Below are 22,069 nucleotides of genomic sequence, written 5' to 3'. Positions count from 1 at the left end.
GGACAACAGGCCGGTCTACCGCGTGGTTGCCGGCGCCTCGGTCACGAAACCGATCCTGGCAACGCCACCGCGCTGGGCGGAAGCCATCACTTCGGCGACCTGTTCATAACGCGCAGCCTTGTCGGCACGCACGTGAACTTCAATCTCCGGCTTCACGCGCACCGCATCGGCAAAGCGCTTTTCCAGCGATGCTGCGTCGACCGGTTTGTCGTCCCAGAACATCTTGCCCTCGGCATCGACGGCCAGCCGGATGGCTTCCGGCTTGTCCTGGTGCTGGACGGCGGCCTCGCGCGGCAGCTGGATCGGTACCGCATTGGTCAGCAGCGGCGCGGTGACGATGAACACCACCAGCAGCACCAGCATCACGTCGACCAGCGGCGTGGTGTTGATGTCCGCCATCGGGGCCGCACCTTGCGAATGGAAACTACCGAACGCCATCGGTTTCTCCCGTTTGCGTCAACAACTGCGCATGCAGGTCATGCGCAAAACCGTCCATGTCGGCGCTGAGCACGCGATTGGCACGCAGCAGCGCGTTGTAGGCAACCACGGCCGGGATGGCGACCGCCAGACCGGCGGCAGTGGCCACCAGGGCTTCCCCGATCGGACCGGACACGGCGCCAATTGATGCCTGTCCCTCGTGGGCAATGCCGATCAGCGCGTTGTAGATGCCCCACACCGTGCCGAACAGACCGACGAACGGTGCAACGGCGCCAACGGTCGCCAGCCAGGTCATGCCGTTTTCCAGCTTGGCGTTTTCACGCGACAAGGTCTGGCGGATGACACGGGTCAGGTAATCGTCGATACCGCAGGCCTGGCCCAGCGTGCGCGTTGCGTGCTGGCGGTAATGCGCCAGCGCGTCCAGCCCGGCCTGGGCGATGCGCGCAATCGGCGCCTCGGCGTTGTGCACCATCTCGCTGGCGCGCACCCAGTCCGGCGTGGCCCAGAATGCCTGGTCCAGCGCCCGGTTCGCCCGGCGGATCGTGATGTAGCGCACGCTGCGCATCAGGATCAGCCACCAGCTGCTGACAGACATGGCGAGCAAGAGCAGAAAGACTGCGATCAGAATCGCGTCACCCTGGTGAAAAACCAGACTCAGATCCATCGTTTACGACATCCTTAGGTCAAATTGAACTTCATGGGAACCAGCACGCTGCCGGCAACGGCAGTGCTGCCGCGCTTGGCCGGCACGAAGCGCCAGCGCTGCACGGCATCCAGCGCCGCGCGGTCAAGACGGCCGAAACCGCTGGACTTGTGCAGCTTGACGGCGACAGGCGCGCCCTCGGCACTGACTTCAACGCGCAGCATGACGGTTCCCTGCTCGCCCATTTCCCGCGAGATCGGCGGGTAGGACGGCCGGGGGTTGGACAAATAGGCGGCATTGAAGGACGGCGCGACTTCCGCCGTCGATTCACTGCGTTCGGCGCCGCTGCGACTGTCGCTGTGCGAGTCGCTCGACGCCGTCCTGTCAGGGGAAGCATCACTGGCCGCCGACGCCGTGGACGGCGCGGCCTTTTCTGTCGGCACCGGGATTACCGGCGACTTGTCCGCCACCCTGGGCACCGGGCGCGGCTCGCGCTTGACGACCGGTTGCGGCTTGACCGGCGTCGGCTCGCTCCTGGGCGCAGCCGGCGCGGCGGCGGCAGGCGCGGGGGCTTCCTCGGTGATCGGCGCGAGGCTGACATAGTCGATGCGCGGCGCGGTCAGCGTCGTGTGTTCGACCGGCTTGGCGACGGCTGCCAGCAATACGACGTGCAGGCCGACGGCGATCAGGAGCGTGGAAGTTTCTGTCTTGCGATTCATGGCGGACATCATCTTAATGAGAACTTATCTCATGTTCAATAGAAATAAGAAGCTTTCTCACTCGTTTTCCGCATGACGGACGGCCCCGCTGTCGCCCGCCCCCCCGCTTGCAATCCGGCCCGGCGGCTTCATATGCAGGGGAACCCGGCCCGACCCCGTGTCGCGCGCCATTCCCCTTTTTCTTATCAAGGTCATTCCATGCAACAGTTCGACGGCACCACCATCGTTTCGGTGCGCCGCGGCGATCTTGTCGCCCTGGGCGGCGACGGCCAGGTCACCCTCGGCAACATCGTTATCAAGGCCACCGCGCGCAAGGTTCGCAGGCTGCACAACGACTCGGTCCTGGCCGGATTCGCCGGCGGTACCGCTGACGCATTCACGCTGATCGAGCGCTTCGAGGCCAAGCTGCAGAAATACCAGGGCAACCTGCTCGTCTCCGCCATCGAACTGGCCAAGGACTGGCGCTCGGATCGCGCGTTGCGCCGGCTGGAAGCCATGCTGATCGTGGCCGACAAGGAACGCACGCTGGTCATTACCGGCAACGGCGACGTGCTCGAACCGGAACAGGGCATCGCCGCAATCGGCTCCGGGGGCGCCTATGCCCAGGCTGCCGCGCGCGCCCTGTACGAGAACACCGAGCTGCCGCCGGCCGAGGTGGTGAAGAAGGCGCTGGCCATTGCCGGCGACATCTGCATCTACACCAACCAGAACCACGTGATCGAAACACTGTAGGAAAGATTGTTATGTCCTCCCAGATGACCCCGCAGGAAATCGTCCACGAACTCGACAAGCATATTGTCGGCCAGGGAGCCGCCAAGAAAGCGGTGGCCATCGCCCTGCGCAACCGCTGGCGTCGCCAGCAGGTCGAAGAGCCGCTGCGCAGCGAGATCACGCCGAAGAACATCCTGATGATCGGGCCGACCGGTGTCGGCAAGACCGAGATTGCCCGCCGGCTGGCACGGCTGGCCAATGCGCCGTTCATCAAGGTCGAAGCCACCAAGTTCACCGAGGTCGGCTATGTCGGCCGCGACGTCGAGACCATCATCCGCGATCTGGCCGAAGCCGCGATCAAGCAGGCGCGTGACGAGGCGGTCCATCGCAACCGCTACCGTGCCGAAGACGCGGCCGAGGACCGCATCCTCGATGCGCTGATCCCGCCGCCGCGTCAGCCCGGCTTCAGTGGCGAAAACACGGCCCCGGTCGAGCGCCATGACAACGACACCCGGCAGAAATTCCGCAAGATGCTGCGCGAGGGCAAGCTCGACGACAAGGAAATCGAGATCGAGATCGCCGTCAATGGCCCCGAAACCCAGATCTTCGCGCCGCCGGGTATGGAAGACCTGACCAGCCAGATCCAGGGCATGTTCGCCAATATCGGCGCCGGCAAGAAAAAGCCGCAGAAGCTGAAGATCAAGGAAGCGCTGAAGCTGGTCACGGATGAGGAAGCCGCCAAGCTGGTCAATGACGAGGACATCAAGGCGGCGGCGGTCCGCAATGTCGAGCAGAACGGCATCGTGTTCATCGACGAGATCGACAAGGTCACCGCACGCGGAGAAGGCACCAGCGGCGCCGACGTGTCGCGGGCCGGCGTGCAGCGCGATCTGCTGCCGCTGGTCGAAGGCACCACGGTCAGCACCAAGTACGGGATGATCAAGACCGATCACATCCTGTTCATCGCATCGGGTGCCTTCCATCTGTCCAAGCCGTCCGACCTGCTGCCGGAACTGCAGGGCCGTCTGCCGATCCGGGTCGAACTGTCGGCACTGTCGGTCGAGGACTTCGAGCAGATACTGACCGCGACCGATGCCTGCCTGACCCGTCAGTACCAGGCACTGCTGGCCACCGAGGGCACCGAGCTGTCGTTCACTGACGAAGGGATCCGCCGTCTGGCCGAGATTGCCTATCAGGTCAACGAGAAAACCGAGAACATCGGTGCGCGCCGTCTGCATACCGTGCTGGAAAAGCTGCTTGAAGAGCTGTCGTTCGATGCGAAGACCGGTCCGGTCTCCATCGATGCCGACTATGTGAACGCAAAGCTGGAAGGCATTGCCCGGCGCGAGGACCTGGCCCGCTACATTCTGTGACCGGACAGTCTGCAGCAGAAAGGGCCGGCGCGAATGCCGGCCCTTTTTTTGACAATGATATTACGCACGTATCTCATAATATTTATTACAAATCGCACAGAATGGCTTTGTCTTTTCGCCTTGCCGGCAAAGCCTGCCGCAAAAATTTCAGCCCGGATTGCAGCCCGGTCCGGGCCGGTTCAGGCCGCGCTGGCCCGGTTTGCCGCATGCCCGGGGAAAACCTGGCTGCCCGTGGCCAGCCAGCCTGCCTTGCGGGGGATAAGATGGTGGATAACTTTCGCAATGCTCGACCGGATTGCCGCGAAAACCCCACCGGCATTCCGCCGTATCCGGTGCAATCCCGCCACTGGCGCGGATTTCGTCCGGCCAGGCGCAGGCCATGGCCGCCAGCCACGATGACTGACTCCCCTGTGGATAATATGGGGAAATTTCCGCCGGCAAAGCAATGTCTTTGTTAAGATGAATCCGAGCTTCCAAGTATCAGGCCCATGCCCAAACCCAATCGACTGTCTCATTTTCTGCCTTTGGCGTTCAGGAATGGCCAGAGCATCAGCCGCTTTGCCAAGCACTGCGTACGATGCAATGAACTGGTCACCGCAGATCACATGCACGGCGTCGCGGCCGTGATCCAGAACCGGATAGTGATTGCGGCCAAGGCGCGCTGCCCGGCATGCGATGCCGAGTTCGCCATTTCCTGCGTCATTACCGAGGACAAGAAAGTCCATCGGGTTCTGCTGCCCGGCTGGGTGCTGCGCTGGTGGCTGTCGACAGCCAGGACCGAGGTGCCGCGAACCCGTTCCCGCGACTGGCAATACGAGGAAGAAGCACAGCGCGCACCGGAACCGCCACGTTCACCATCCGTCGACCGCGACAGCGCAACACTGTCACCCGAGGCACTGGGACAGTTCGACGGCGAACCGATCCCGGCCTGGATCAGTGTTGACGGCACCACACTGCATTTCGTCCGCACGGCACCCAAGGGCATTCACGAACCGCTGCGCCCCGGCGAAGTGCTGTTCAACGACCGCCTGATCTACAGCGCGGCACAACGGCCGGCCTGAACCGGTCAGCCAAGGTCGCCCCAGACCGTCTGCAGCGCAGCCGCCGCGGCCAGTGCCGCGGTTTCGGTACGCAGCACCCGTGGCCCGAGCGCCAGTGGCGTCCAGCCCCGGGCAAAGGCAGCCTGCTCCTCACCATCGCTGAGCCCGCCCTCGGGACCGGCCATCAGCCAGACCTTGCCCTGCGGCGGCGCATAGTCGGCCAGCCGCCGGTTGCCGACCGGCGACAGCAGCAGCCGGTGCGATGCCTCCAGCGACTGTTGCAGGAAGGCATCCAGGCTCATCGACGGCAGCACTTCCGGGATGGTATTGCGGCCGCACTGTTCACAGGCCGCCTGTACGATATCGCGCCAGCGTTCGGTCTTGCGCCCGGCACGTTCCCCGCCCAGTCTCAGCACTGCGCGCTCAGTCACTAGCGGCTGAAACACGCTGATACCCAGCTCCACGCCTTTCTGCAGCGTGAAATCCATGCGTTCACCGGTGGAAACGCCCTGCGCCAGACACAGGGTCAGCGGCGACTCGCGGCTGATTGCCAGCCGCTCGCCGAGTTCGACCCGCGCATGTCGCTTGCCGAGGTCACGCAGGATGGCCCTGACCTCGCCCCCGCTGCCGTCAAACAGCCTCATCTCGTCATCGGCGCGCATGCGCAGCACCTGCACGTGTCTGACCACATCGTCCGGCAATGCGTATTCACCGGCTTGCGGAAGCGTCTCGGGGATGAAAAAACGGGGCATGCATACCTCTGGGGGCGAATTCATTGGGTCCGTGCTTTGACACGGCCATCGGCAAGCCGGTATTTTGCCAGTTGAGCGCTGACAATGCCGAGTCGGTGTAGCCGTGGAGAATAATGACAATGCAGGCTGTCGACCAGGTCATCCATCTGTTGCGCGAAATTGCGCAGACAGAGGTCATGCCGCGTTTCCTGCGCGTGTCCGCTACGCGAAAGCATGACGGAACCCCGTTTACCGAAGCCGATCTCGCCACCCAGGAAGCACTGGCCAGGGCACTGCCCGACATCATCGCCGCGCCGGTGCTCGGCGAGGAAATGACCCCGTGTGAGCAGGCGGCCCTGTGGGACAAGGCCGGCGATGCCGGTATCTGGGTGGTCGATCCGATCGACGGCACCACCAATTTCATTCACGGTCTGCCGTATTTCGCCATTTCGGTGGCCTGGATGGTCAATGGCCGCAGTGAACTCGGCGTGATCTACAACCCGGTGGCCGACGAGATGTTCTATGCCGAGCGGGGCGGCGGAGCCTACCTGAACGGCGTCCGCCTGCCGCTGAAGCCTTCTCCCGAGCACTTCACCGACACCATTGCCGCGGTGGAGATCAAGTATCTGAAAAGTGGCCGGCTGTCGAACCGGCTGCTGGCCACCGCGCCATTCGGCAGTCTGCGCAATCTCGGCTCGTCGACGCTGGACTGGTGCAATCTGGCCAGCGGCCGCTATGACCTGTACCTGCACGGCGGCCAGCGCCTGTGGGATTACGCGGCCGGCGCACTGATTCTGGAAGAAGCCGGTGGCCGCTCCGCCACCATAGAGAGCGATGACTACTGGTCCAGTCAGCTATGGCACCGGACTGCCATCGCCGCACTGGACCCGCGCTTCTTCGAGCCATGGAAGCACTGGATCCGCCTGAACCAGTAATCCTGTTTCACGTGAAACAAAAAGCGCCCCGGGGGGCGCTTTTTCCATCAGCCTGCATGTGCAACCGATTACAGCTCGGCCACGATATCCTGGCTGAACGATTTCTCGCAGTACTGGCAGCGCATCTTGGTGCTGCCATCCTTGGCGCGACGCACGTGAAACACGCTCTTGACCGGTTCGTTGTGCGAAATGCAGTTCGAGTTCGGGCAGGCAAAGACGCCCTCGATCAGCTCCGGCAGATCCAGCGTGTACTTCTCGGCCACTTCGAAGTTGCGGATCACGTTCACCGTTGCATCCGGCGCGAACAGTGCCAGCTGGTTGGCCTGCGACGGCGTCAGCAGCACGTTCTCGATCTTGATCAGGTCCTTCTTGCCCAGGCGACGGCTGGGCAGGTTCAGGCCGACATACAGCCGTTCGCCCGATTCCATCAGCTTGAACATGCGCAGGATCTTCACCCCCTGGCCGGCGGTGATATGGTCGATGGCGGTGCCGTCCTTCAGTGCTTCGACTTTCAGCGTGTAATCAATCTTTTCCATCTTGCTCAATCCTTCTTTCCGGCCCATCACAGCGTTTCGTTCAGTACCAGCGCCAGCAGCGCTTCACGGGCGTAGACACCGTTTTCGGCCTGCTGGAAGTAGTACGCGTACGGCGTATCGTCGACATCGATCGAAATTTCATCGACGCGCGGCAGCGGGTGCAGGATGCGCAGATTGTCGCGGGCGCCCTTCAGCGTATCGGTGTTCAGCACGAACTTCGACTTCATGTGCTTGAATTCGGTTTCGTCGAAGCGTTCCTTCTGCACCCGGGTCATGTACAGCACGTCGAGTTCCGGCAGCACTTCCTCGATATTCTGATGCAGGCTGTATTCGATGCCCTTTTCATCCAGCTCTTCGCAGATGTACTCCGGCATGGCCAGCGGCTTCGGGGCAATGAAGTAGAAACGGCAACCGAAGTGGGTCAGCGCCTGGGCCAGCGAATGCACGGTGCGGCCGTACTTCAGGTCGCCGACGAAGGCCACCTTCAGGCCGTCCAGCGTGCCCTGGGTTTCGTAGATCGAGAACAGGTCGAGCAGCGTCTGGGTCGGATGCTGGTTCGAGCCGTCGCCGCCGTTGATGACCGGCTTGCCATTGGAGAACATCGACGCCAGGCGGGCCGCCCCTTCCTGCGGGTGACGCATCACATAGGCATCGACATACGAGGTGATGATCTTCACCGAGTCGGCCAGCGTCTCGCCCTTCTTGGCCAGCGATGTGTTGCCGCCGTCGGCGAAACCGATCACCGAGCCCCCGAGGCGGTGAACGGCGGTTTCGAACGACAGCCGGGTGCGGGTCGAAGCCTCGAAGAAGCAGCTGGCCACCACCTTGTTTTTCAGCAGGTCATGGCGCGGCTCGCGCTTCAGCTCGCCGGCGACATGAACGACCAGTTCGAGCTCCTCGCGGGACAGGTCCGAGATGGAGATGATGTGCTTTTGATAGAGCGTATTCTTCATGCTTTCCTTCCTTGCAGCACGGCCGCCCCGTGACGAGCGGCCGAAAAAAAAGCCCCAAATCATTGGGGCTTTTAAAAAATCGGATTCCTGATTTCGCGAAACTGAAAAATGTCGCCGCTGTCGACGCATTTCAGCGCGACATTCGCATGAGTAAAGCTGCTGGCTACGACGTACATCATCTGTCCCGAAAAAAATCGCGAAATTATACGTCCGGGAGCCACGCCGGGAAAAGGGGTCCGACGAACGGCTGTTTGCTGACGTCGCTTTCAGGCAAAACAACGTCGCACAGAATTATTTATACCACCTTGAGCACATTTCGCCGCCCCAGGATGGGCGATCCCGGTCGCATGTGGAATAATTCCAAGGTTTGTCTACCCCTTTCCGGGGGAAGCTTGACGCTCACCCGCCGGATACCGCCATCCAGTCTGAACCGGAGCCCTCCATGGATTTCGAAAAAGCCCGCTTCTACATGATCGAACAACAGATCCGTCCGTGGGACGTTCTCGATCAACGTGTTCTCGATCTGCTCGCCGAAGTTAAGCGCGAGGATTTCGTGCCCGCCGGCAACCATTCGCTTGCCTTCGTCGACATGGAGCTCCCGCTGCCGACCGGCGGCAAGATGCTGCAGCCGAAAGTCGAGGCGCGCATCGTGCAGGAAATGGACATCCAGCCCACTGACGTCGTGCTCGAAGTCGGTACCGGCACCGGCTATCTGACCGCACTGCTCGCGCGCAGCGCCCGTCACGTCTATTCGCTGGATATTTCGGCGCAGGCGATCGAGATCGCCCAGGCCAACCTGGCCCGCGCCGACATCCGCAACGTAACGCTCGAAGTGGCCAACGGCAGCGAGGGCAACACGGCCCACGCCCCGTACAACGTCATCGTTATCGGCGGCTCGCTGCCGGTGCTGCCGGAAGCACTGAAGGCACAGCTGGCCCCTGGCGGCCGCCTGTTCGCCACCATCGGTGACGAACCGGTGATGCGCGCCATCCGCGTCGTTCGCGACGCTGGTGGCCAGTACCGTGAGGAAACCCTGTTCGATACCGTGATCGACCCGCTGTTCCAGATCACCGAACCGGAACGCTTCGTATTCTGATGCGGGAAATCTCGCCGCACGACCTGTCCGCCTGGCTGGCCGATCCGGCGCGTGATGCGCCGTTTCTGCTCGATGTGCGCGAACCGGCCGAAGTTGCCATCTGCCGGCTGGCCGACAGTGTCAACATCCCGATGAACCTGATCCCGTCACGGCAGTCAGAGCTGCCCGACGACCGGCCCATCGTCGCCATCTGCCACCACGGCGTGCGCAGCTTCCATGTTGCAGCCTGGCTCGAGCACGCCGGTTTCAGCGAACCGCTGAGTCTGGCAGGCGGCGTCGCGGCCTGGGCGGACCAGATCGAACCGTCGATGCCCCGTTACTGACCGTTCACGCAACAGGCTGCCAAATGGACATCCCCGGATGTCCATTTTTTCGTCCCGGTCGCGCCATGTCATGGGCAAAAGCACGCTCGACGGCACCGGGGCGGACAAGGGACAATTCACGTTGTCCACACAGCCGTCCACACCTTCATGCACAAGTCCCTGCCCTGGCTCGCCCCTGCCCTGTCCCGCGTCCATCCCGACTGGCAAAGCCGCCTCAGGCCTGACATTCTGGCCCGTATCGACCACCAGCTGAGCGAGCGCGCAGCAGCCGGCGAACAGATCTATCCACAGCCTGTGGATATTTTTAATGCACTGCGCGACACCCCGCCGTCCGGGGTGCGGGTGGTCATTCTCGGCCAGGACCCGTACCACGGTGACGGCGAGGCCTGCGGGCTGGCGTTCTCGGTCAGGCGCGGCATTCGCGTTCCACCATCGCTGCGCAATATCTACAAGGAACTCCTGCGCGATACCGGCACGGCAACGCCCCTTCACGGCGATCTGGGCGCCTGGACCCGTCAGGGTGTGCTGCTGCTGAACAGCGTGCTCACCGTGGCGGCAAACCGTGCTGGCAGCCATCGTGAACTCGGCTGGCAGGTCATTACCGATGACCTGATTGATCTGCTTGCCGCCGAAGACAGTCCGCGCGTGTTCGTACTGTGGGGCAAGGACGCCCAGAACAAGCATGCCAGGCTGACCAATCCGCGCCATCTGGTGTTGCAGGGCCCGCACCCGTCACCGCTGTCTGCCTACCGGGGTTTCTTCGGTTGTGGACACTTTTCCCGCATCAACGACTACTTGCGCGAACAGGGCTGCGTTCCGATCGACTGGCATTTGCCGGAGTGAATCCGGGACTGTTTATCCACAAGTGACGTGCACTGCCGTGCGTTGAATATATTAGACGACGGAAAGGTCTTTGATTTGTCACGCTTTTTCTGTTTTCCGGCAACCCCCGCTTCTGGCTGGCTGCGTTTTTTCGTTACGTAATCCGCTTTTTTTTCCACTGCCTGGATGCCGGGTTTCTGCTTGCCTGCTTTTCTTATTCTTTTTTACAGATAGTTATTAAAGAAATGGATGAAGGGCGCCCTGTTCTGTGGATAACACGGTTTTTTTATTGCAGAACAAATGCTTGCCGTTCATGGAAACCGGATGGACTGGCTACGGGTTTGCTGTTGCCCGTCTGTGGATTGTTTTCACCCTGTGGATAGCGGTGACCCTTATGCACAGCCTTGCGCCAGTTGTGTCCGCCAGCCTGTGCATTGTTGTCTGCACGGCTTTTCGTTTGTGCCCGGTTCACATTCTTGTTTGTCCAAATATAAACTGATGATACTGATGTAGTGACTCCTGCCCTGTTGATAACTCTTTTTCCACTGCAAATTCATGGCCTTGGGAGAGTTGTAAACATGTGGGCGAAATGGCCGGAGGCAGTTATCCACTTGTGGACAGTTTTGGGTGTCAGTGGATATCCGTCTTTACCCACAGGTGCGGAAGCGGTTGCCGGTCGCTTTGTCCACATGCCGGAATCGGTCCGGGACGAATACAATGCCGGCCATGAGTCGACTTCTACTGATACGCACTTCGTCGATGGGGGATCTGGTGCATACCCTGCCGGCCGTCACTGATCTGGCGCGACGCTTTCCTGCCATGGCCATCGACTGGCTGGTCGAGGAAAGCTTTGCCGATATCGCCCGTCTGCACCCCGCCGTTGCCGGGGTGGTCCCGATAGCCATGCGCCGCTGGCGCAAGGCGCTGTTTTCCACCGGCACCTGGCGCGAATTGCGGGCGGTAAGGACGACGCTGCGTTCGTCGCACTACGATCTGGTGCTGGACAGTCAGGGGCTGATGAAAAGTGTGCTGTTCGGCAAGCTGGTCCGGGATGCACCGATGGCCGGCTATGACCGGGCCAGCATTCGCGAGCCGATGGCGAGCCTGTTCTACGACAAGCGCTATTCCGTGTCCTGGGAACGCAATGCGGTGGATCGCAACCGTCTGCTGTTCGGCCAGGTCTTCGGTTACGAGCCGGATCTGGCGCAATGCGATTTTGGCGTTCACACCGGCCCGGCGCCGGACTGGTGTCCGGCGCGCTATGCCGTGCTGCTGACGGCGACCTCCAGGGACAGCAAGCTGTGGCCGGAGGCGTCGTGGGTGGCGCTGGGAAGCACGCTGACGGCCCGTGACGGCCTGCAGTGCGTGTTGCCGTGGGGGAATGCCGCCGAGCAGCAGCGCGCGCAGCGGCTGGCCGCCCTGATCCCGGGCGCGCTGGTTGCGCCGCGTGAGCGGCTCGATGTCGCGGCGGCACTGCTTGCGCACGCACAGGCGGTAGTGGGCGTCGATACCGGGCTGACCCACCTGGCCAATGCCGTCGACGTGCCGCTGGTGGCGATCTATACCGATACCGATCCCTTGCGGACCGGGGTGGTCGAAACGGCGCGTTCGCGCAATATCGGCGGTATCGGTCAGTGTCCGGATGTCGGGGCGGTGCTGGCCGTGCTGGCGGAGTGCCGCGCATGAGTGCGGCGCTGGGCGCCTATCGGCTGCTGACCCGGGCGCTGCTGCCTCTGGCGCGGGTCTATCTGCGACGGCGGGCACGCCGGCAACCGGCCTATCTCGAACACTGGGACGAACGTTTCGAACAGAATGCGCCGCCCCTGCCGCAGGGCGGCATCTGGCTGCATGCCGTTTCAGTGGGGGAAACCCGCGCCGCGGCGCCGCTGGTCGAGGCGCTCGGCCGGCGCTTCGATACCCTGCCACTGGTCATGACCCAGATGACGCCCACCGGCCGCGAAACGGCCTTGCAGCTGTTTGCCGACCGGGCGACGGTCAGCTACCTGCCGTACGACACGGCAGCCAATGCTGCGCATTTTGTTGAACGGCTGGCGCCGCGCTTCGGTGTGCTGATGGAAACCGAACTGTGGCCGAATCTGATCCACGCCTGCCATGAACGGCGGGTGCCGCTGTTTCTGGCCAATGCGCGCCTGTCGGAGAAATCGGCCCGTGGCTATGCGCGCATCCGGGCACTGATCGCGCCGGCACTGGCGGCGCTGACCGGCATTGCCGCCCAGAGCGAAGCGGATGCCGAGCGCTTGCGTGCGCTGGGCGCTCTGCGGGTCGAGGTGCTCGGCAATACCAAATTCGATTGTTCGCCACCGGACGGCGTCGAGGCCCAGGTGTCGGCGTTGCGCGCGCTGGCCGGGCCGCGTCCGGTCGTGGTGCTGGCCAGTACCCGCGAGGGCGAGGAAGCCTTGCTGCTGGATGCGTTGCCTGAGGATTTTCCGGCACTGGTCGTGCTGGTGCCGCGTCATCCGCAGCGCTTCGATGCCGTGGCCACGCTGCTGGCCGAGCGCGGGATTGCATTCCAGCGCCGCAGCGACATGGTGCCGGTTGCCGCCACCACCCGGGTGTGGCTTGGTGATTCGATGGGAGAACTGTTCGGCTGGTATTCGTTGGCTGATGCCGCGTTTGTCGGCGGCAGCCTGCTGCCGCTGGGGGGACAGAACCTGATCGAGCCGGCCACGGTCGGCTGCCCGGTGTTGATCGGGCCGTCGACATTCAATTTTGCCGCCGCCAGCCAGGCCGCTTTCGCTGCCGGTGCGGCGCGTCAGGTCGGGGATGCGGCGGCAGTCTGGTCCGGACTGGGCGCCCTGCTGGCCGATGCCGGTCGCCGGCATGACATGGGCCAGGCCGGGCTGGCATTTGCCGGGGAGCATCGCGGAGCCAGCCAGCGCATCGTCGACTGGATCGCCGGCCACCTGGAAGGACAGTTGATCAGGCAAGGCATATAAAACAGGCCATATGAATTTATTTGGCCAATGTTTATATGTTTGGCATGTTCAGCCCTGATTGACCGGTGGTCTGCCCGGCATCAGCGACCCCATGCCCGGGCGATAGGCATGGTCGAGCGCCTGCTGCAGATACTGCTGGGCGTGGCCGACGGCATCGGTCATCGGCATGCCCTGTGCCAGACAGGCGGCGATGCTGGCCGCCAGAAGTTCATTGGCTCCGCGGACCACGCCGGCGCGACGCGGCCAGCTGTCACGGCGCAGCAGCGCTTCCTTGTGATACAGATGGTTGATGATCTGGCGCGTCGGCGCCTGGGCACCGGTCAGCAGCGTGTGTTCGGCGCCGAGTGCGGACAGCGCGCGGCCGAGCGTGGCGGCATCGGCCATGTTGTCGCTGTCGCCTTCTCCCTCGTCACCATCGCCGAAGCGGCTGGCCAGCAGCGATGACACGACCAGGATGTCGGACTGCGGAATCAGCAGATCGGCACAGGCGGACACCAGATCGTCTTCGCTGTCTTCCTGATGCCCGGACCAGGCCGGTGCCAGCACCAGCGGCACATTGGCGTAGTCGCTGACGATTTCCGCCAGCACGCTGACCGTTTCCGCATCCGCCAGCATGCCGATGACGAAGGCCGAGACCGGCATGTCCTCCAGCACGGTGCGGGCCTGATCGTTGATCAGCTCCGCATCGGCCGGCACGGCATCGTGCTGGCGCTCGGAATCCGCTGATAACTGGACGGTCGGCACGGCCACCGGATGACAGCCGAAGGCGGACAGGGTCAGGGCGTCTGCGGTAATCCCGGTCAGTCCGGAAGGATCGAAGGCGGAGAAAGTCATTATCACGGGGTGATGCGTCACGGTGCCGGGTCGGTTGGTTGTCGATACAATCGCTATTCTAAGCCCGTATGAGTGACTGACCATGAATACCTGGATGTGCCTGATCTGTGGATTTATCTATGACGAGGCCGCCGGCCGGCCAGAAGACGGCATCGCGCCCGGCACGCGCTGGGACGATGTACCGCCCAACTGGACCTGCCCGGACTGCGGTGCGCGCAAGGAAGACTTCGAGATGGTCCAGTTCTGATCTGCGACGGGAGACGGCAAGATGACTAGACGCATGCTGTCATGGGTGCTGCTCGCGCTGCTGACGGCAGGTTGCCAGCAGATCAGCACCACGGCGCCCGGCATGGTAGGGGTGACCCGCAAGCAGACCATGCTGGTGTCCGAGCAGGAAGTGAACCAGGCGTCGGCCCAGGCCTATCAGCAGCAGATGGCCGCAGCGCGTGGCCAGGGGGTGCTGAACAGCAATGCGGCGCTGACCCGGCGCGTGCGGGCGATCAGCAAGCGGCTGATTGCGCAGACGCCCTACTTCCGCCCGGATGCCGCCCAGTGGCGCTGGGAAGTGAATGTGGTGCAGTCGCCGGAGATGAATGCCTATGCAATGGCCGGTGGCAAGATTGCCGTGTATTCCGGTCTGGCGCAGAAGCTGTCGCTGACGGACGACGAACTGGCGGCGGTCATCGGCCACGAGATTGCCCATGCACTGCGTGAACACTCGCGCGAAAAGGCCAGCCAGGCGCAGATGCAGCAACTCGGCGTCGGCCTGCTCGGCATTATCGGCGGGCTGAACAGCAACCAGCTCGGGCTGGCGAACAGCGCGGCCGATCTGGCGTTTGGCCTGCCGTACAGCCGCAATATGGAAAGCGAAGCGGACACCGTCGGTCTGGAACTGATGGCCCGTGCCGGCTACGACCCGCGTGCGGCGGTCAGCGTGTGGAAGAAAATGCAGATGGCCGGCCAGAGCGGCGGCCCCGGTTTCCTGTCCACCCATCCGAATGCCGGTCAGCGCATCGAGTCGATCAGCGCGCAATTGCCGAATGTGCAGCCGCTGTACGAGGCGGCACGACGCAAATAGCGATCGGTCTGATCAGTGTTTCACGTGAAACCCCGTTTTATTTTTTCCGGCACCCGGAGCCCTTTGCATGACCTATCTGTACGTCAAGGCGTTTCACCTTTTTTTCGTGGTCTCCTGGTTCGCCGGGCTGTTTTACCTGCCACGTCTGTTCGTCAATCTGGCGATGGCCGAAGACGGGCGCGAACGCGACCGGCTGCTGCTGATGTCCGGCAAGCTGTACCGCTTCATGACCCCGCTCGGTGTGCTGGCGCTGGCGTTCGGCCTGTGGCTGTGGCTCGGCTTCGGTTTCAGTGGTGGCTGGCTGCATGCCAAGCTGACGCTGGTGGCCGGTCTGGTCGCGTACCACGGCTACTGTCGCAAGCTGCTGGCCGACTTCGTGGCCGGGCGGAATGCGCGCAGCCACAAGTGGTATCGCGTATTCAACGAGGTGCCGGTGCTGGTGCTGCTGGCCTGTATCCTGCTGGTCGTAGTCAAGCCGTTCTGAGCGGTCGGACAAAGGAACTGATATGGGAATGGAAATCGAACGCCGCTTTCTGGTGACGGCGGATGGCTGGCGCGGCCAGGGCGAAACCCGGCGTCTGCGCCAGGGCTTCATGTGCGTGGAGCCGGAGCGGACCGTGCGCGTGCGGGTGATTGGTGACCAGGCGTGGCTGACACTGAAGAGCAAGATCAGCTTCGTGTCGCGCTACGAGTTCGAGTACCCGGTGCCGCTGGCCGATGCCGAAACCATGCTCGACGTGATGTGCGCGCTGAAGATCGAAAAAAACCGTACCCGTATCGAGCGGGACGGACGGGTGTGGGAGGTCGACGAGTTTTTCGGCGACAATAGCGGTCTGGTGCTGGCCGAGATCGAACTGCCGGATGAAGACACGCCGTTCGATCGTCCCGACTGGCTGGGTGCGGAAGTGACCCGCGATCCCCGCTACACCAATGCCCATCTGGCCGGCCACGCATACGCGGGCTGGAGCGCGGAAGAACGGGCCCGCATTCTCGACTGACCGCCGGTTGGCTTGAAACCGGCATCACCCTGCAAGGATAGTCATGACCCGCAGCGAACAACTTTTCGAACGTGCCAAGAAAACCATTCCCGGTGGCGTGAATTCGCCGGTACGCGCGTTCGGCAGCGTCGGCGGTACGCCGCGCTTTATCGAACGCGCCGAGGGCTCGGCGATCTGGGACGCGGATGGCAAGCGCTATATCGATTTCATCGGCTCCTGGGGCCCGGCCATTGTCGGCCACGCCCACCCGGAGGTGATCGCCGCCGTGCAGCAGGCTGCCGTCAACGGGCTGTCGTTCGGGGCGCCGACCGAGGCGGAAATTGATATCGCCGAGGAAATCGCCAGACTGGTGCCGTCGATCGAGCAGGTGCGCCTGGTCAGTTCCGGCACCGAAGCGACCATGAGCGCGATCCGCCTGGCGCGCGGTTTTACCGGTCGTGACAAGATCATCAAGTTCGAGGGCTGTTATCACGGTCATTCCGATTCGCTGCTGGTCAAGGCCGGTTCCGGCCTGCTGACCTTCGGCAATCCGTCGTCGGCCGGTGTGCCGGCCGACTTCACCCGTCATACCCTGGTGCTCGAGTACAACAATGTCGATGAGCTGAGCGAGACGTTTGCCGCCATGGGCGAGCAGATTGCCTGCGTGATCATCGAGCCGTTCGCCGGCAACATGAACCTGATCCGGCCGAGTGATGCCTTTGTCCGCACCCTGCGCGAGCTGTGCACCGCCCACGGTGCGGTGCTGATCTACGACGAAGTGATGACCGGCTTCCGCGTCGCGCTCGGCGGCGCGCAGCAACTGCACGGCATCCGTCCCGATCTGACCACGCTGGGCAAGATCGTCGGTGGCGGCATGCCGATCGGCGCGTTTGGTGGCCGGGCCGACATCATGAGCTGCATCTCGCCGCTGGGCGGCGTGTATCAGGCCGGTACGCTGTCCGGCAACCCGGTGGCGGTGGCCGCCGGTCTGACCACACTGCGGCTGATCCAGGCGCCGGGTTTCCACGACGCGCTGGGTCGCAAGGCGGCGTCGCTGGTCGAAGGGCTGGTGTCGGCAGCGCGCGATGCCGGCGTGCCGTTCTCGGCCGACAGCGTCGGCGGCATGTTCGGTCTGTACTTCGGCGACAAGGTACCGACCTGCTATGCCGAAGTGACCGCCAGCGATCGCGACCGCTTCAACCGCTTCTTCCACCTGATGCTGGATGCCGGCGTCCATCTGGCGCCGTCGGCCTACGAGGCGGGCTTCGTGTCCGCCGCGCACAGCGAGGCCGATATCGCCGCGACGGTCGATGCCGCGCGCAAGGCGTTCGCCCAACTGTAAGAGTGGCGTGCAAGAAAAATCCCGCGAGCATTGCGCTGGCGGGATTTTTTTGTGCCGGATCAGCCTACAGCGGCTTTTCCATCATCAGGTAAGCCTGGCCACACAGGGCCGACAATTCAAAGCCGACGTCGGCATACAGATGGCGGCCGACGTCATTGTCCGGACGCACTTCCAGCGTGACCTTGCAGGCATCGCGGCGACGGGCGGCATCGGCCACTGCTTCGAGCAGCCGGCGGCCGATGCCGAGTCCGCGCTGGCCCGGCAGCACGGCCAGGTCGTGCAGGTTGACCGACGGACGTGCGGCGAAGCTCGACAGGCCGAGCACGCACAGGGCGACGCCGACCGGCGTGTCGCCGGCAAAGGCGAGCACGGCGAAGGCGGTCGGGTGGGTGGCCAGCAGGCGTGGCAGGCGCTCGCGCACCTCGGCGCTCAGCGGCGTGCCGCCGCCCATCGGGTCGCTGGCATAGGCATCGACCAGCGCTACCACGCGGGCCAGATCGTCGGCCGAGCTGAAGTCGGCCTCGCGGAGAGTCAGTTCAGTCATTGCCGTCCAGCAGGCCGATTTCGTTGGCGATCAGTTGCTCGAAGGTTTCGCGGGCACGCACCAGCCGGACGCTGTCGCCGCTGACCAGCAGCTCGGCGCCGCGCGGGCGGGTGTTGTAGTTCGAGCTCATCGTCGCACCGTAGGCCCCGGCGGACATCACCGCCAGCAGATCCCCTTCCTGCACCGCCAGTTCGCGGTCCTTGCCGAGGAAGTCGCTCGACTCGCACACCGGGCCGACCACGTCATAGGTGGCGACCGCGTCGTCGCGGCGGGTGACCGGGCGGATCTGGTGGTAGGCCTGGTAGTACGACGGGCGCATCAGGTCGTTCATCGCCGCGTCGACAATGGCGAAGTGCTTGCCGTCGCCCTGCTTCAGGTACTCGATGCGCGTCAGCAGCACGCCGGCGTTGCCGACCAGCGAGCGGCCCGGTTCGAGCAGCAGCGACAGTCCGCGACCGGCCAGCCGCTGCTTGATGGCTGCCGCGTAGGCGGCGACATCCGGCGGGGTCTCGTGGTCGTAGCGGATGCCGAGCCCGCCGCCGATGTCGACGTGCTTCAGGCGGATGCCGGCCTCGCCGAGCTGGTCGACCAGTACCAGCAGGCGATCGAGCGCGTCGATCAGCGGCGTGGCGTCGGTCAGCTGGCTGCCGATATGGCAGTCGATGCCGATCACGTTCAGGTTCGGCAGCGCGGCGGCGCGGCGATAGGTATCGAGCGCCTGCTCGTAGGCGATGCCGAACTTGTTGTTCTTCAGCCCGGTCGAGATATACGGATGGGTCCTGGCATCGACGTTCGGGTTCACGCGCAGGCTGATCGGTGCCCGCTTGCCGGCCTCCCCTGCCACCCGGTTGAGGCGTTCGAGCTCGTTGACCGATTCGACGTTGAAACAGTGGATGCCGATTTCCAGCGCCTGGCGCATTTCGTCCGCGCTCTTGCCGACGCCGGAGAACACGATCTTGCCGGCTTCGCCGCCGGCGGCCAGCACGCGACGGATTTCGCCGATCGACACGGTGTCGAAACCGGAACCGAGGCTGGCGAAGTGGCGGATGACGGCCAGGTTCGAGTTGGCTTTCAGCGCGTAGCAGACCAGATGGTCGATGCCGGCAAACGCATTGCTATAGGCGCTATAGGCTTGCGTCAGTGCCGATTCGGCGTATACGTAGCACGGCGTGCCGAAGGTGTCGGCGATTTGCGCGAGCGGGACGTCTTCGACGAAGAGTTCGCGATCCTGATACTGAAAAGCTTGCACGGTTATTGATCCTCGGGGAGCTGATCGGGAGTGACCGGTTCGGTTTGCGGAGCGGCAGGTCTGGCCGGCGTCGCCGGTGCGGCGGTCGGTCCCGACTTGTGCTTGGCGGGCGGATTGGTCGGCAGATAGAGCGGACCTTTGTAGCCGCACGCCGAAAGCAGCACGGCGGTCAGCACGAGGGGAACAAGGACGAGTCGGCGCATGGCGGGAGAGTGGCTTGTGGCAAAATCCCGATGTTAACGCAACCTTCGAATGCACGCGGGGCAACCGCGTGGCAAATACCCATGAATGACAGTGAATTTCTTGCCGCTTCCGAGGCGGTGCTTGACCGCATCCTGAATGCATTCGACGACGCCGGCATCGGTGACGCGTTGCGTACCGGCAATGTGCTGACCCTCGAGTTTGACAATGGCAGCCAGATTATCGTCAACCGGCACGAACCGAACCGGGAAATCTGGGTGGCCGCGCGCAGTGGCGGTTTCCACTTCCGCCATGACGGCACGGCCTGGATCGACACCCGCAACGGCGGCGAACTGTTTGCCCGCCTGGGCGAGATGGTGGCCGGTCAGGCTGGCGAGCCGTTCTCGTTCTGATGGATTTTCTCAACAGCATTCCCGCCGACTGGGGGCTGGCCGGCGTGACGCTGTCGGCCTTCCTGTCGGCGACCGTGCTGCCGGGGAACTCCGAAATCGCGCTGGCCGCGTTCCTGTCGGTCTACCCGGAGCAGGCGCTGTCCGCCGTACTGCTGGCGACGCTGGGCAATACCCTCGGCGGGGCCACCAGCGTCTGGCTCGGCCGCGCCCTGCCGCGCAAGGAAACGTCCGGCCGTGCCCTGGCCTGGCTGTCACGCTGGGGCACATCGGCGCTGCTGCTGTCCTGGGTGCCGGTCATTGGTGACGCGCTGTGCGTCGCCGCCGGCTGGCTGCGGCTGCCGTGGCGCCCGACCCTGTCCTACCTCGCCATCGGCAAGCTGGTCCGCTACGGCCTGATCAGCCTGCCCTTCGTGTGGTGATCTCCACACTTCATTTACGCTGACGATACCCATGTCCCGACATATTCCGAAAAAACGCTTCGGGCAGAATTTTCTGCAAGATCCGATCATCATCGACGACATCGTGTCCGCCGTCGCCGCGCGACGCGACGATACGGTGGTCGAGATCGGACCGGGGCTCGGCGCGCTGACGCGGCCGCTGCTGGACCGGCTCGATCATCTGCACGTGGTCGAGATCGACCGCGACATCATTGCCCGCCTGCGCCGCCAGTTCCAGCCGGAACGGCTGACCATCCATGAAGGCGACGCGCTCGAATTCGATTTTGGCACGCTTGTTGCTGGCAAACCGTTCAAGGTGGTCGGCAACCTGCCGTACAACATTTCGACCCCGCTGCTGTTCCATCTGGCCGACTACGCGGAGTCGGTGGTCGACATGCATTTCATGCTGCAGAAGGAAGTGGTCGACCGCATGGTGGCCGAGCCCGCCACGGCCGATTACGGTCGCCTCGGCGTGATGCTGCAGTACCGTTTCGACATGGAGCGCATTCTCGACGTGCCGCCGGAAGCCTTTGATCCGCCACCGAAAGTCGATTCTGCCGTGATCCGCATGGTCCCCCATGCCGCACTGCCGCACCCGGCGCGCGACACGGCGGTGTTTGCCGAACTGGTGGCCTCGGCCTTTGGCCAGCGGCGCAAGACCCTGCGCAATAATCTGCGCGGCCTGCTGGGTGATGAGGATTTTGCCGCGCTGTCGATCGACCCGCAGCGGCGGCCGGAAACGCTGACGCTGGCGGAGTTTGTCGCCCTCGCCGATCGTGTTGCAGTGCAACGCATTGAATCAGGGCAGTGAATCAGCGAATTATGCTGTTGATAGGGTTCGACCTTATTGCCATCGGGTAAGACGCGCCTTACACTCGGCCGAAAATTCTACATGACAAAACGTTACGTCAATTACGTTGCCGAAGAGCACGCGATGACGTGGCAATAGAGGGGAATACGTGATCCGCTTTGTCGACGTACACAAGTGGTACAACAAGGATCTGCATGTCCTGAACGGCATCAACCTGGAAGTGAAACAGGGTGAGGTGGTCGTGGTGTGCGGTCCGTCCGGTTCGGGCAAATCGACGCTGATCCGTTGCGTGAACCAGCTGGAGCCGATTTCGTCCGGCGAGCTGTGGGTGGATGGCAAGAACGTCGTTGACCAGAAGACCGACCTGAACGCGCTGCGCGCCGAAGTCGGCTTCGTGTTCCAGCACTTCAACCTGTATCCGCACCTGTCGGTGCTCGACAACATCACGCTGGCGCCGATGCAGGTGCGGCGGATGTCGCGGGCGAGCGCGGAGAAGCGTGCCGGCGAGTTGCTGGAGCGCGTCGGTCTGGCGCACAAGAAGGACGCGTTCCCGAGCCAGCTGTCCGGTGGCCAGCAGCAGCGCGTGGCCATCGCGCGCGGACTGGCCATGCAGCCGAAGGTCATGCTGTTCGACGAACCGACATCGGCGCTCGACCCGGAAATGATTGGCGAAGTGCTGAAGGTGATGAAAGACCTGGCCGATACCGGCATCACCATGATGGTGGTAACCCACGAAATGGGTTTTGCCCGTGAAGTGGCAGACCGGGTGATCTTTATCGACCAGGGCGAGATTCTCGAGCAGGCCAGACCGGAAGATTTCTTCAAGAACCCGCAACACGAGCGGGCAAAACAATTCCTGAAGCAGGTGCTGTCCCCGATGCATTGACCGGGGCGCTTGCGCCACTGCGGGCCCTGCCCTCTTTCCTG

Annotated in this window: 28 protein-coding genes; 18 read left to right on the top strand and 10 right to left on the bottom strand. The window is 63.4% G+C overall.

Annotated elements, in window-relative coordinates; genetic code table 11:
- Nucleotides 1-15: 15 nt before the first annotated feature.
- Genes Q352_RS0106925 through Q352_RS20110 form a run of 3 tightly spaced genes read right to left on the bottom strand, consistent with a single transcriptional unit; the run spans nt 16 to nt 1,800 of the window.
- Nucleotides 16-438: an ExbD/TolR family protein gene (locus Q352_RS0106925; RefSeq protein WP_028498719.1), complete on the bottom strand. Its 423-nt coding sequence runs from the start codon at nt 436-438 to the stop codon at nt 16-18.
- Nucleotides 425-1,102, bottom strand: coding sequence for a MotA/TolQ/ExbB proton channel family protein (locus Q352_RS0106920; protein ID WP_028498718.1), 678 nt, complete (start codon nt 1,100-1,102; stop codon nt 425-427). The genes Q352_RS0106925 and Q352_RS0106920 overlap by 14 nt, the downstream gene beginning before the upstream one ends.
- Nucleotides 1,103-1,116: 14 nt before the next feature.
- A complete protein-coding gene (locus Q352_RS20110) occupies nt 1,117-1,800 on the bottom strand; it encodes an energy transducer TonB (protein ID WP_159075944.1) in 684 nt (227 codons plus the stop codon).
- Between the two features lie 198 nt (nt 1,801-1,998).
- Here Q352_RS20110 and hslV point away from each other — a divergent pair, with 198 nt between their 5' ends.
- The 3 genes from hslV (at nt 1,999) to Q352_RS0106900 (ending at nt 4,945) form a co-directional block, all read left to right on the top strand.
- The gene (gene hslV, locus Q352_RS0106910) at nt 1,999-2,532 is read left to right on the top strand and encodes an ATP-dependent protease subunit HslV (protein ID WP_028498717.1); all 534 of its coding nucleotides are present in this window, start codon (nt 1,999-2,001) and stop codon (nt 2,530-2,532) included.
- A gap of 11 nt (nt 2,533-2,543) precedes the next feature.
- The gene (gene hslU / locus Q352_RS0106905; RefSeq protein WP_028498716.1) at nt 2,544-3,884 is read left to right on the top strand and encodes an ATP-dependent protease ATPase subunit HslU; all 1,341 of its coding nucleotides are present in this window, start codon (nt 2,544-2,546) and stop codon (nt 3,882-3,884) included.
- Between the two features lie 605 nt (nt 3,885-4,489).
- Entirely contained in the window at nt 4,490-4,945 is a 456-nt protein-coding gene (locus Q352_RS0106900; protein WP_051528736.1) for a hypothetical protein, read from the top strand.
- A gap of 5 nt (nt 4,946-4,950) precedes the next feature.
- Here the strand turns inward: Q352_RS0106900 and Q352_RS0106895 are convergent, their stop codons facing one another.
- Nucleotides 4,951-5,676 (bottom strand): 16S rRNA (uracil(1498)-N(3))-methyltransferase, encoded by a 726-nt coding sequence (locus Q352_RS0106895; protein WP_028498714.1) that lies wholly within the window; start codon nt 5,674-5,676, stop codon nt 4,951-4,953.
- A gap of 119 nt (nt 5,677-5,795) precedes the next feature.
- On the opposite strand from Q352_RS0106895, the gene Q352_RS0106890 reads away from it, so the two are divergent.
- The gene (locus Q352_RS0106890) at nt 5,796-6,590 is read left to right on the top strand and encodes an inositol monophosphatase family protein (RefSeq protein WP_028498713.1); all 795 of its coding nucleotides are present in this window, start codon (nt 5,796-5,798) and stop codon (nt 6,588-6,590) included.
- A gap of 68 nt (nt 6,591-6,658) precedes the next feature.
- Here Q352_RS0106890 and pyrI read toward each other — a convergent pair whose 3' ends face one another.
- Nucleotides 6,659-7,126, bottom strand: a complete 468-nt coding sequence (pyrI, locus tag Q352_RS0106885) for an aspartate carbamoyltransferase regulatory subunit (protein ID WP_036385572.1) — start codon at nt 7,124-7,126, stop codon at nt 6,659-6,661.
- Between the two features lie 26 nt (nt 7,127-7,152).
- The gene (gene pyrB, locus Q352_RS0106880; protein WP_028498711.1) at nt 7,153-8,079 is read right to left on the bottom strand and encodes an aspartate carbamoyltransferase; all 927 of its coding nucleotides are present in this window, start codon (nt 8,077-8,079) and stop codon (nt 7,153-7,155) included.
- Nucleotides 8,080-8,521: 442 nt separating this feature from the next.
- Between pyrB and Q352_RS0106870 the strand changes: the two genes are divergently transcribed.
- The 5 genes from Q352_RS0106870 to waaA all read left to right on the top strand — a co-directional run bounded on the left by Q352_RS0106870 (nt 8,522) and on the right by waaA (nt 13,277).
- Nucleotides 8,522-9,175, top strand: coding sequence for a protein-L-isoaspartate O-methyltransferase family protein (locus Q352_RS0106870; protein ID WP_028498710.1), 654 nt, complete (start codon nt 8,522-8,524; stop codon nt 9,173-9,175).
- A complete protein-coding gene (locus tag Q352_RS0106865) occupies nt 9,175-9,498 on the top strand; it encodes a rhodanese-like domain-containing protein (RefSeq protein ID WP_028498709.1) in 324 nt (107 codons plus the stop codon). The genes Q352_RS0106870 and Q352_RS0106865 overlap by 1 nt, the downstream gene beginning before the upstream one ends.
- 147 nt (nt 9,499-9,645) lie before the next feature.
- Nucleotides 9,646-10,341: a uracil-DNA glycosylase gene (gene ung / locus Q352_RS0106860; RefSeq protein WP_036385508.1), complete on the top strand. Its 696-nt coding sequence runs from the start codon at nt 9,646-9,648 to the stop codon at nt 10,339-10,341.
- 705 nt (nt 10,342-11,046) lie between these two features.
- Complete coding sequence (gene waaC, locus Q352_RS0106855; protein ID WP_036385571.1) at nt 11,047-12,006, top strand: lipopolysaccharide heptosyltransferase I; 960 nt, start codon at nt 11,047-11,049, stop codon at nt 12,004-12,006.
- Nucleotides 12,003-13,277, top strand: coding sequence for a lipid IV(A) 3-deoxy-D-manno-octulosonic acid transferase (waaA, locus tag Q352_RS0106850; protein WP_028498706.1), 1,275 nt, complete (start codon nt 12,003-12,005; stop codon nt 13,275-13,277). Before waaC ends, waaA begins: the two co-directional genes overlap by 4 nt.
- 48 nt (nt 13,278-13,325) lie before the next feature.
- On the opposite strand, the gene thiD is transcribed toward waaA, so the two are convergent.
- On the bottom strand, nt 13,326-14,111 hold the full coding sequence (gene thiD / locus Q352_RS0106845) for a bifunctional hydroxymethylpyrimidine kinase/phosphomethylpyrimidine kinase (RefSeq protein ID WP_036385506.1): 786 nt from the start codon (nt 14,109-14,111) through the stop codon (nt 13,326-13,328).
- Between the two features lie 82 nt (nt 14,112-14,193).
- Here thiD and Q352_RS0106840 point away from each other — a divergent pair, with 82 nt between their 5' ends.
- From Q352_RS0106840 to hemL, 5 genes are all read left to right on the top strand, one after another.
- On the top strand, nt 14,194-14,358 hold the full coding sequence (locus tag Q352_RS0106840) for a rubredoxin (RefSeq protein WP_028498704.1): 165 nt from the start codon (nt 14,194-14,196) through the stop codon (nt 14,356-14,358).
- 21 nt (nt 14,359-14,379) lie between these two features.
- A complete protein-coding gene (locus Q352_RS0106835; protein ID WP_028498703.1) occupies nt 14,380-15,189 on the top strand; it encodes a M48 family metallopeptidase in 810 nt (269 codons plus the stop codon).
- A gap of 67 nt (nt 15,190-15,256) precedes the next feature.
- Nucleotides 15,257-15,673, top strand: a complete 417-nt coding sequence (locus tag Q352_RS0106830) for a CopD family protein (protein WP_028498702.1) — start codon at nt 15,257-15,259, stop codon at nt 15,671-15,673.
- 22 nt (nt 15,674-15,695) lie between these two features.
- Nucleotides 15,696-16,187: a CYTH domain-containing protein gene (locus Q352_RS0106825; RefSeq protein WP_028498701.1), complete on the top strand. Its 492-nt coding sequence runs from the start codon at nt 15,696-15,698 to the stop codon at nt 16,185-16,187.
- 43 nt (nt 16,188-16,230) lie between these two features.
- Complete coding sequence (gene hemL / locus Q352_RS0106820) at nt 16,231-17,508, top strand: glutamate-1-semialdehyde 2,1-aminomutase (RefSeq protein ID WP_028498700.1); 1,278 nt, start codon at nt 16,231-16,233, stop codon at nt 17,506-17,508.
- Between the two features lie 64 nt (nt 17,509-17,572).
- Here the strand turns inward: hemL and Q352_RS0106815 are convergent, their stop codons facing one another.
- From Q352_RS0106815 to lptM, 3 genes are read right to left on the bottom strand one after another with little or no spacing between them, the layout of a single operon-like run.
- Nucleotides 17,573-18,052, bottom strand: coding sequence for a GNAT family N-acetyltransferase (locus Q352_RS0106815; RefSeq protein WP_028498699.1), 480 nt, complete (start codon nt 18,050-18,052; stop codon nt 17,573-17,575).
- A complete protein-coding gene (gene lysA / locus Q352_RS0106810) occupies nt 18,045-19,301 on the bottom strand; it encodes a diaminopimelate decarboxylase (protein ID WP_028498698.1) in 1,257 nt (418 codons plus the stop codon). The genes Q352_RS0106815 and lysA overlap by 8 nt, the downstream gene beginning before the upstream one ends.
- A 2-nt stretch (nt 19,302-19,303) precedes the next feature.
- Nucleotides 19,304-19,504, bottom strand: a complete 201-nt coding sequence (gene lptM / locus Q352_RS22730; protein WP_084299923.1) for an LPS translocon maturation chaperone LptM — start codon at nt 19,502-19,504, stop codon at nt 19,304-19,306.
- 81 nt (nt 19,505-19,585) lie between these two features.
- Here lptM and cyaY point away from each other — a divergent pair, with 81 nt between their 5' ends.
- The 4 genes from cyaY to Q352_RS0106780 all read left to right on the top strand — a co-directional run bounded on the left by cyaY (nt 19,586) and on the right by Q352_RS0106780 (nt 22,028).
- Nucleotides 19,586-19,894 carry an iron donor protein CyaY gene (gene cyaY / locus Q352_RS0106795; protein WP_028498697.1) on the top strand — a complete coding sequence of 103 codons (309 nt, stop codon included), beginning with the start codon at nt 19,586-19,588 and terminating at the stop codon, nt 19,892-19,894.
- The gene (locus tag Q352_RS0106790) at nt 19,894-20,313 is read left to right on the top strand and encodes a YqaA family protein (protein WP_028498696.1); all 420 of its coding nucleotides are present in this window, start codon (nt 19,894-19,896) and stop codon (nt 20,311-20,313) included. The genes cyaY and Q352_RS0106790 overlap by 1 nt, the downstream gene beginning before the upstream one ends.
- Nucleotides 20,314-20,344: 31 nt before the next feature.
- Nucleotides 20,345-21,142, top strand: a complete 798-nt coding sequence (gene rsmA / locus Q352_RS0106785; RefSeq protein ID WP_028498695.1) for a 16S rRNA (adenine(1518)-N(6)/adenine(1519)-N(6))-dimethyltransferase RsmA — start codon at nt 20,345-20,347, stop codon at nt 21,140-21,142.
- A 148-nt stretch (nt 21,143-21,290) separates the two neighbouring features.
- Entirely contained in the window at nt 21,291-22,028 is a 738-nt protein-coding gene (locus Q352_RS0106780; RefSeq protein WP_028498694.1) for an amino acid ABC transporter ATP-binding protein, read from the top strand.
- Nucleotides 22,029-22,069: the final 41 nt, after the last annotated feature.

The organism is Microvirgula aerodenitrificans DSM 15089 (genome assembly GCF_000620105.1).
Taxonomy (GTDB): domain Bacteria; phylum Pseudomonadota; class Gammaproteobacteria; order Burkholderiales; family Aquaspirillaceae; genus Microvirgula; species Microvirgula aerodenitrificans.
This window is presented reverse-complemented; position numbering and strand designations above follow the sequence as displayed.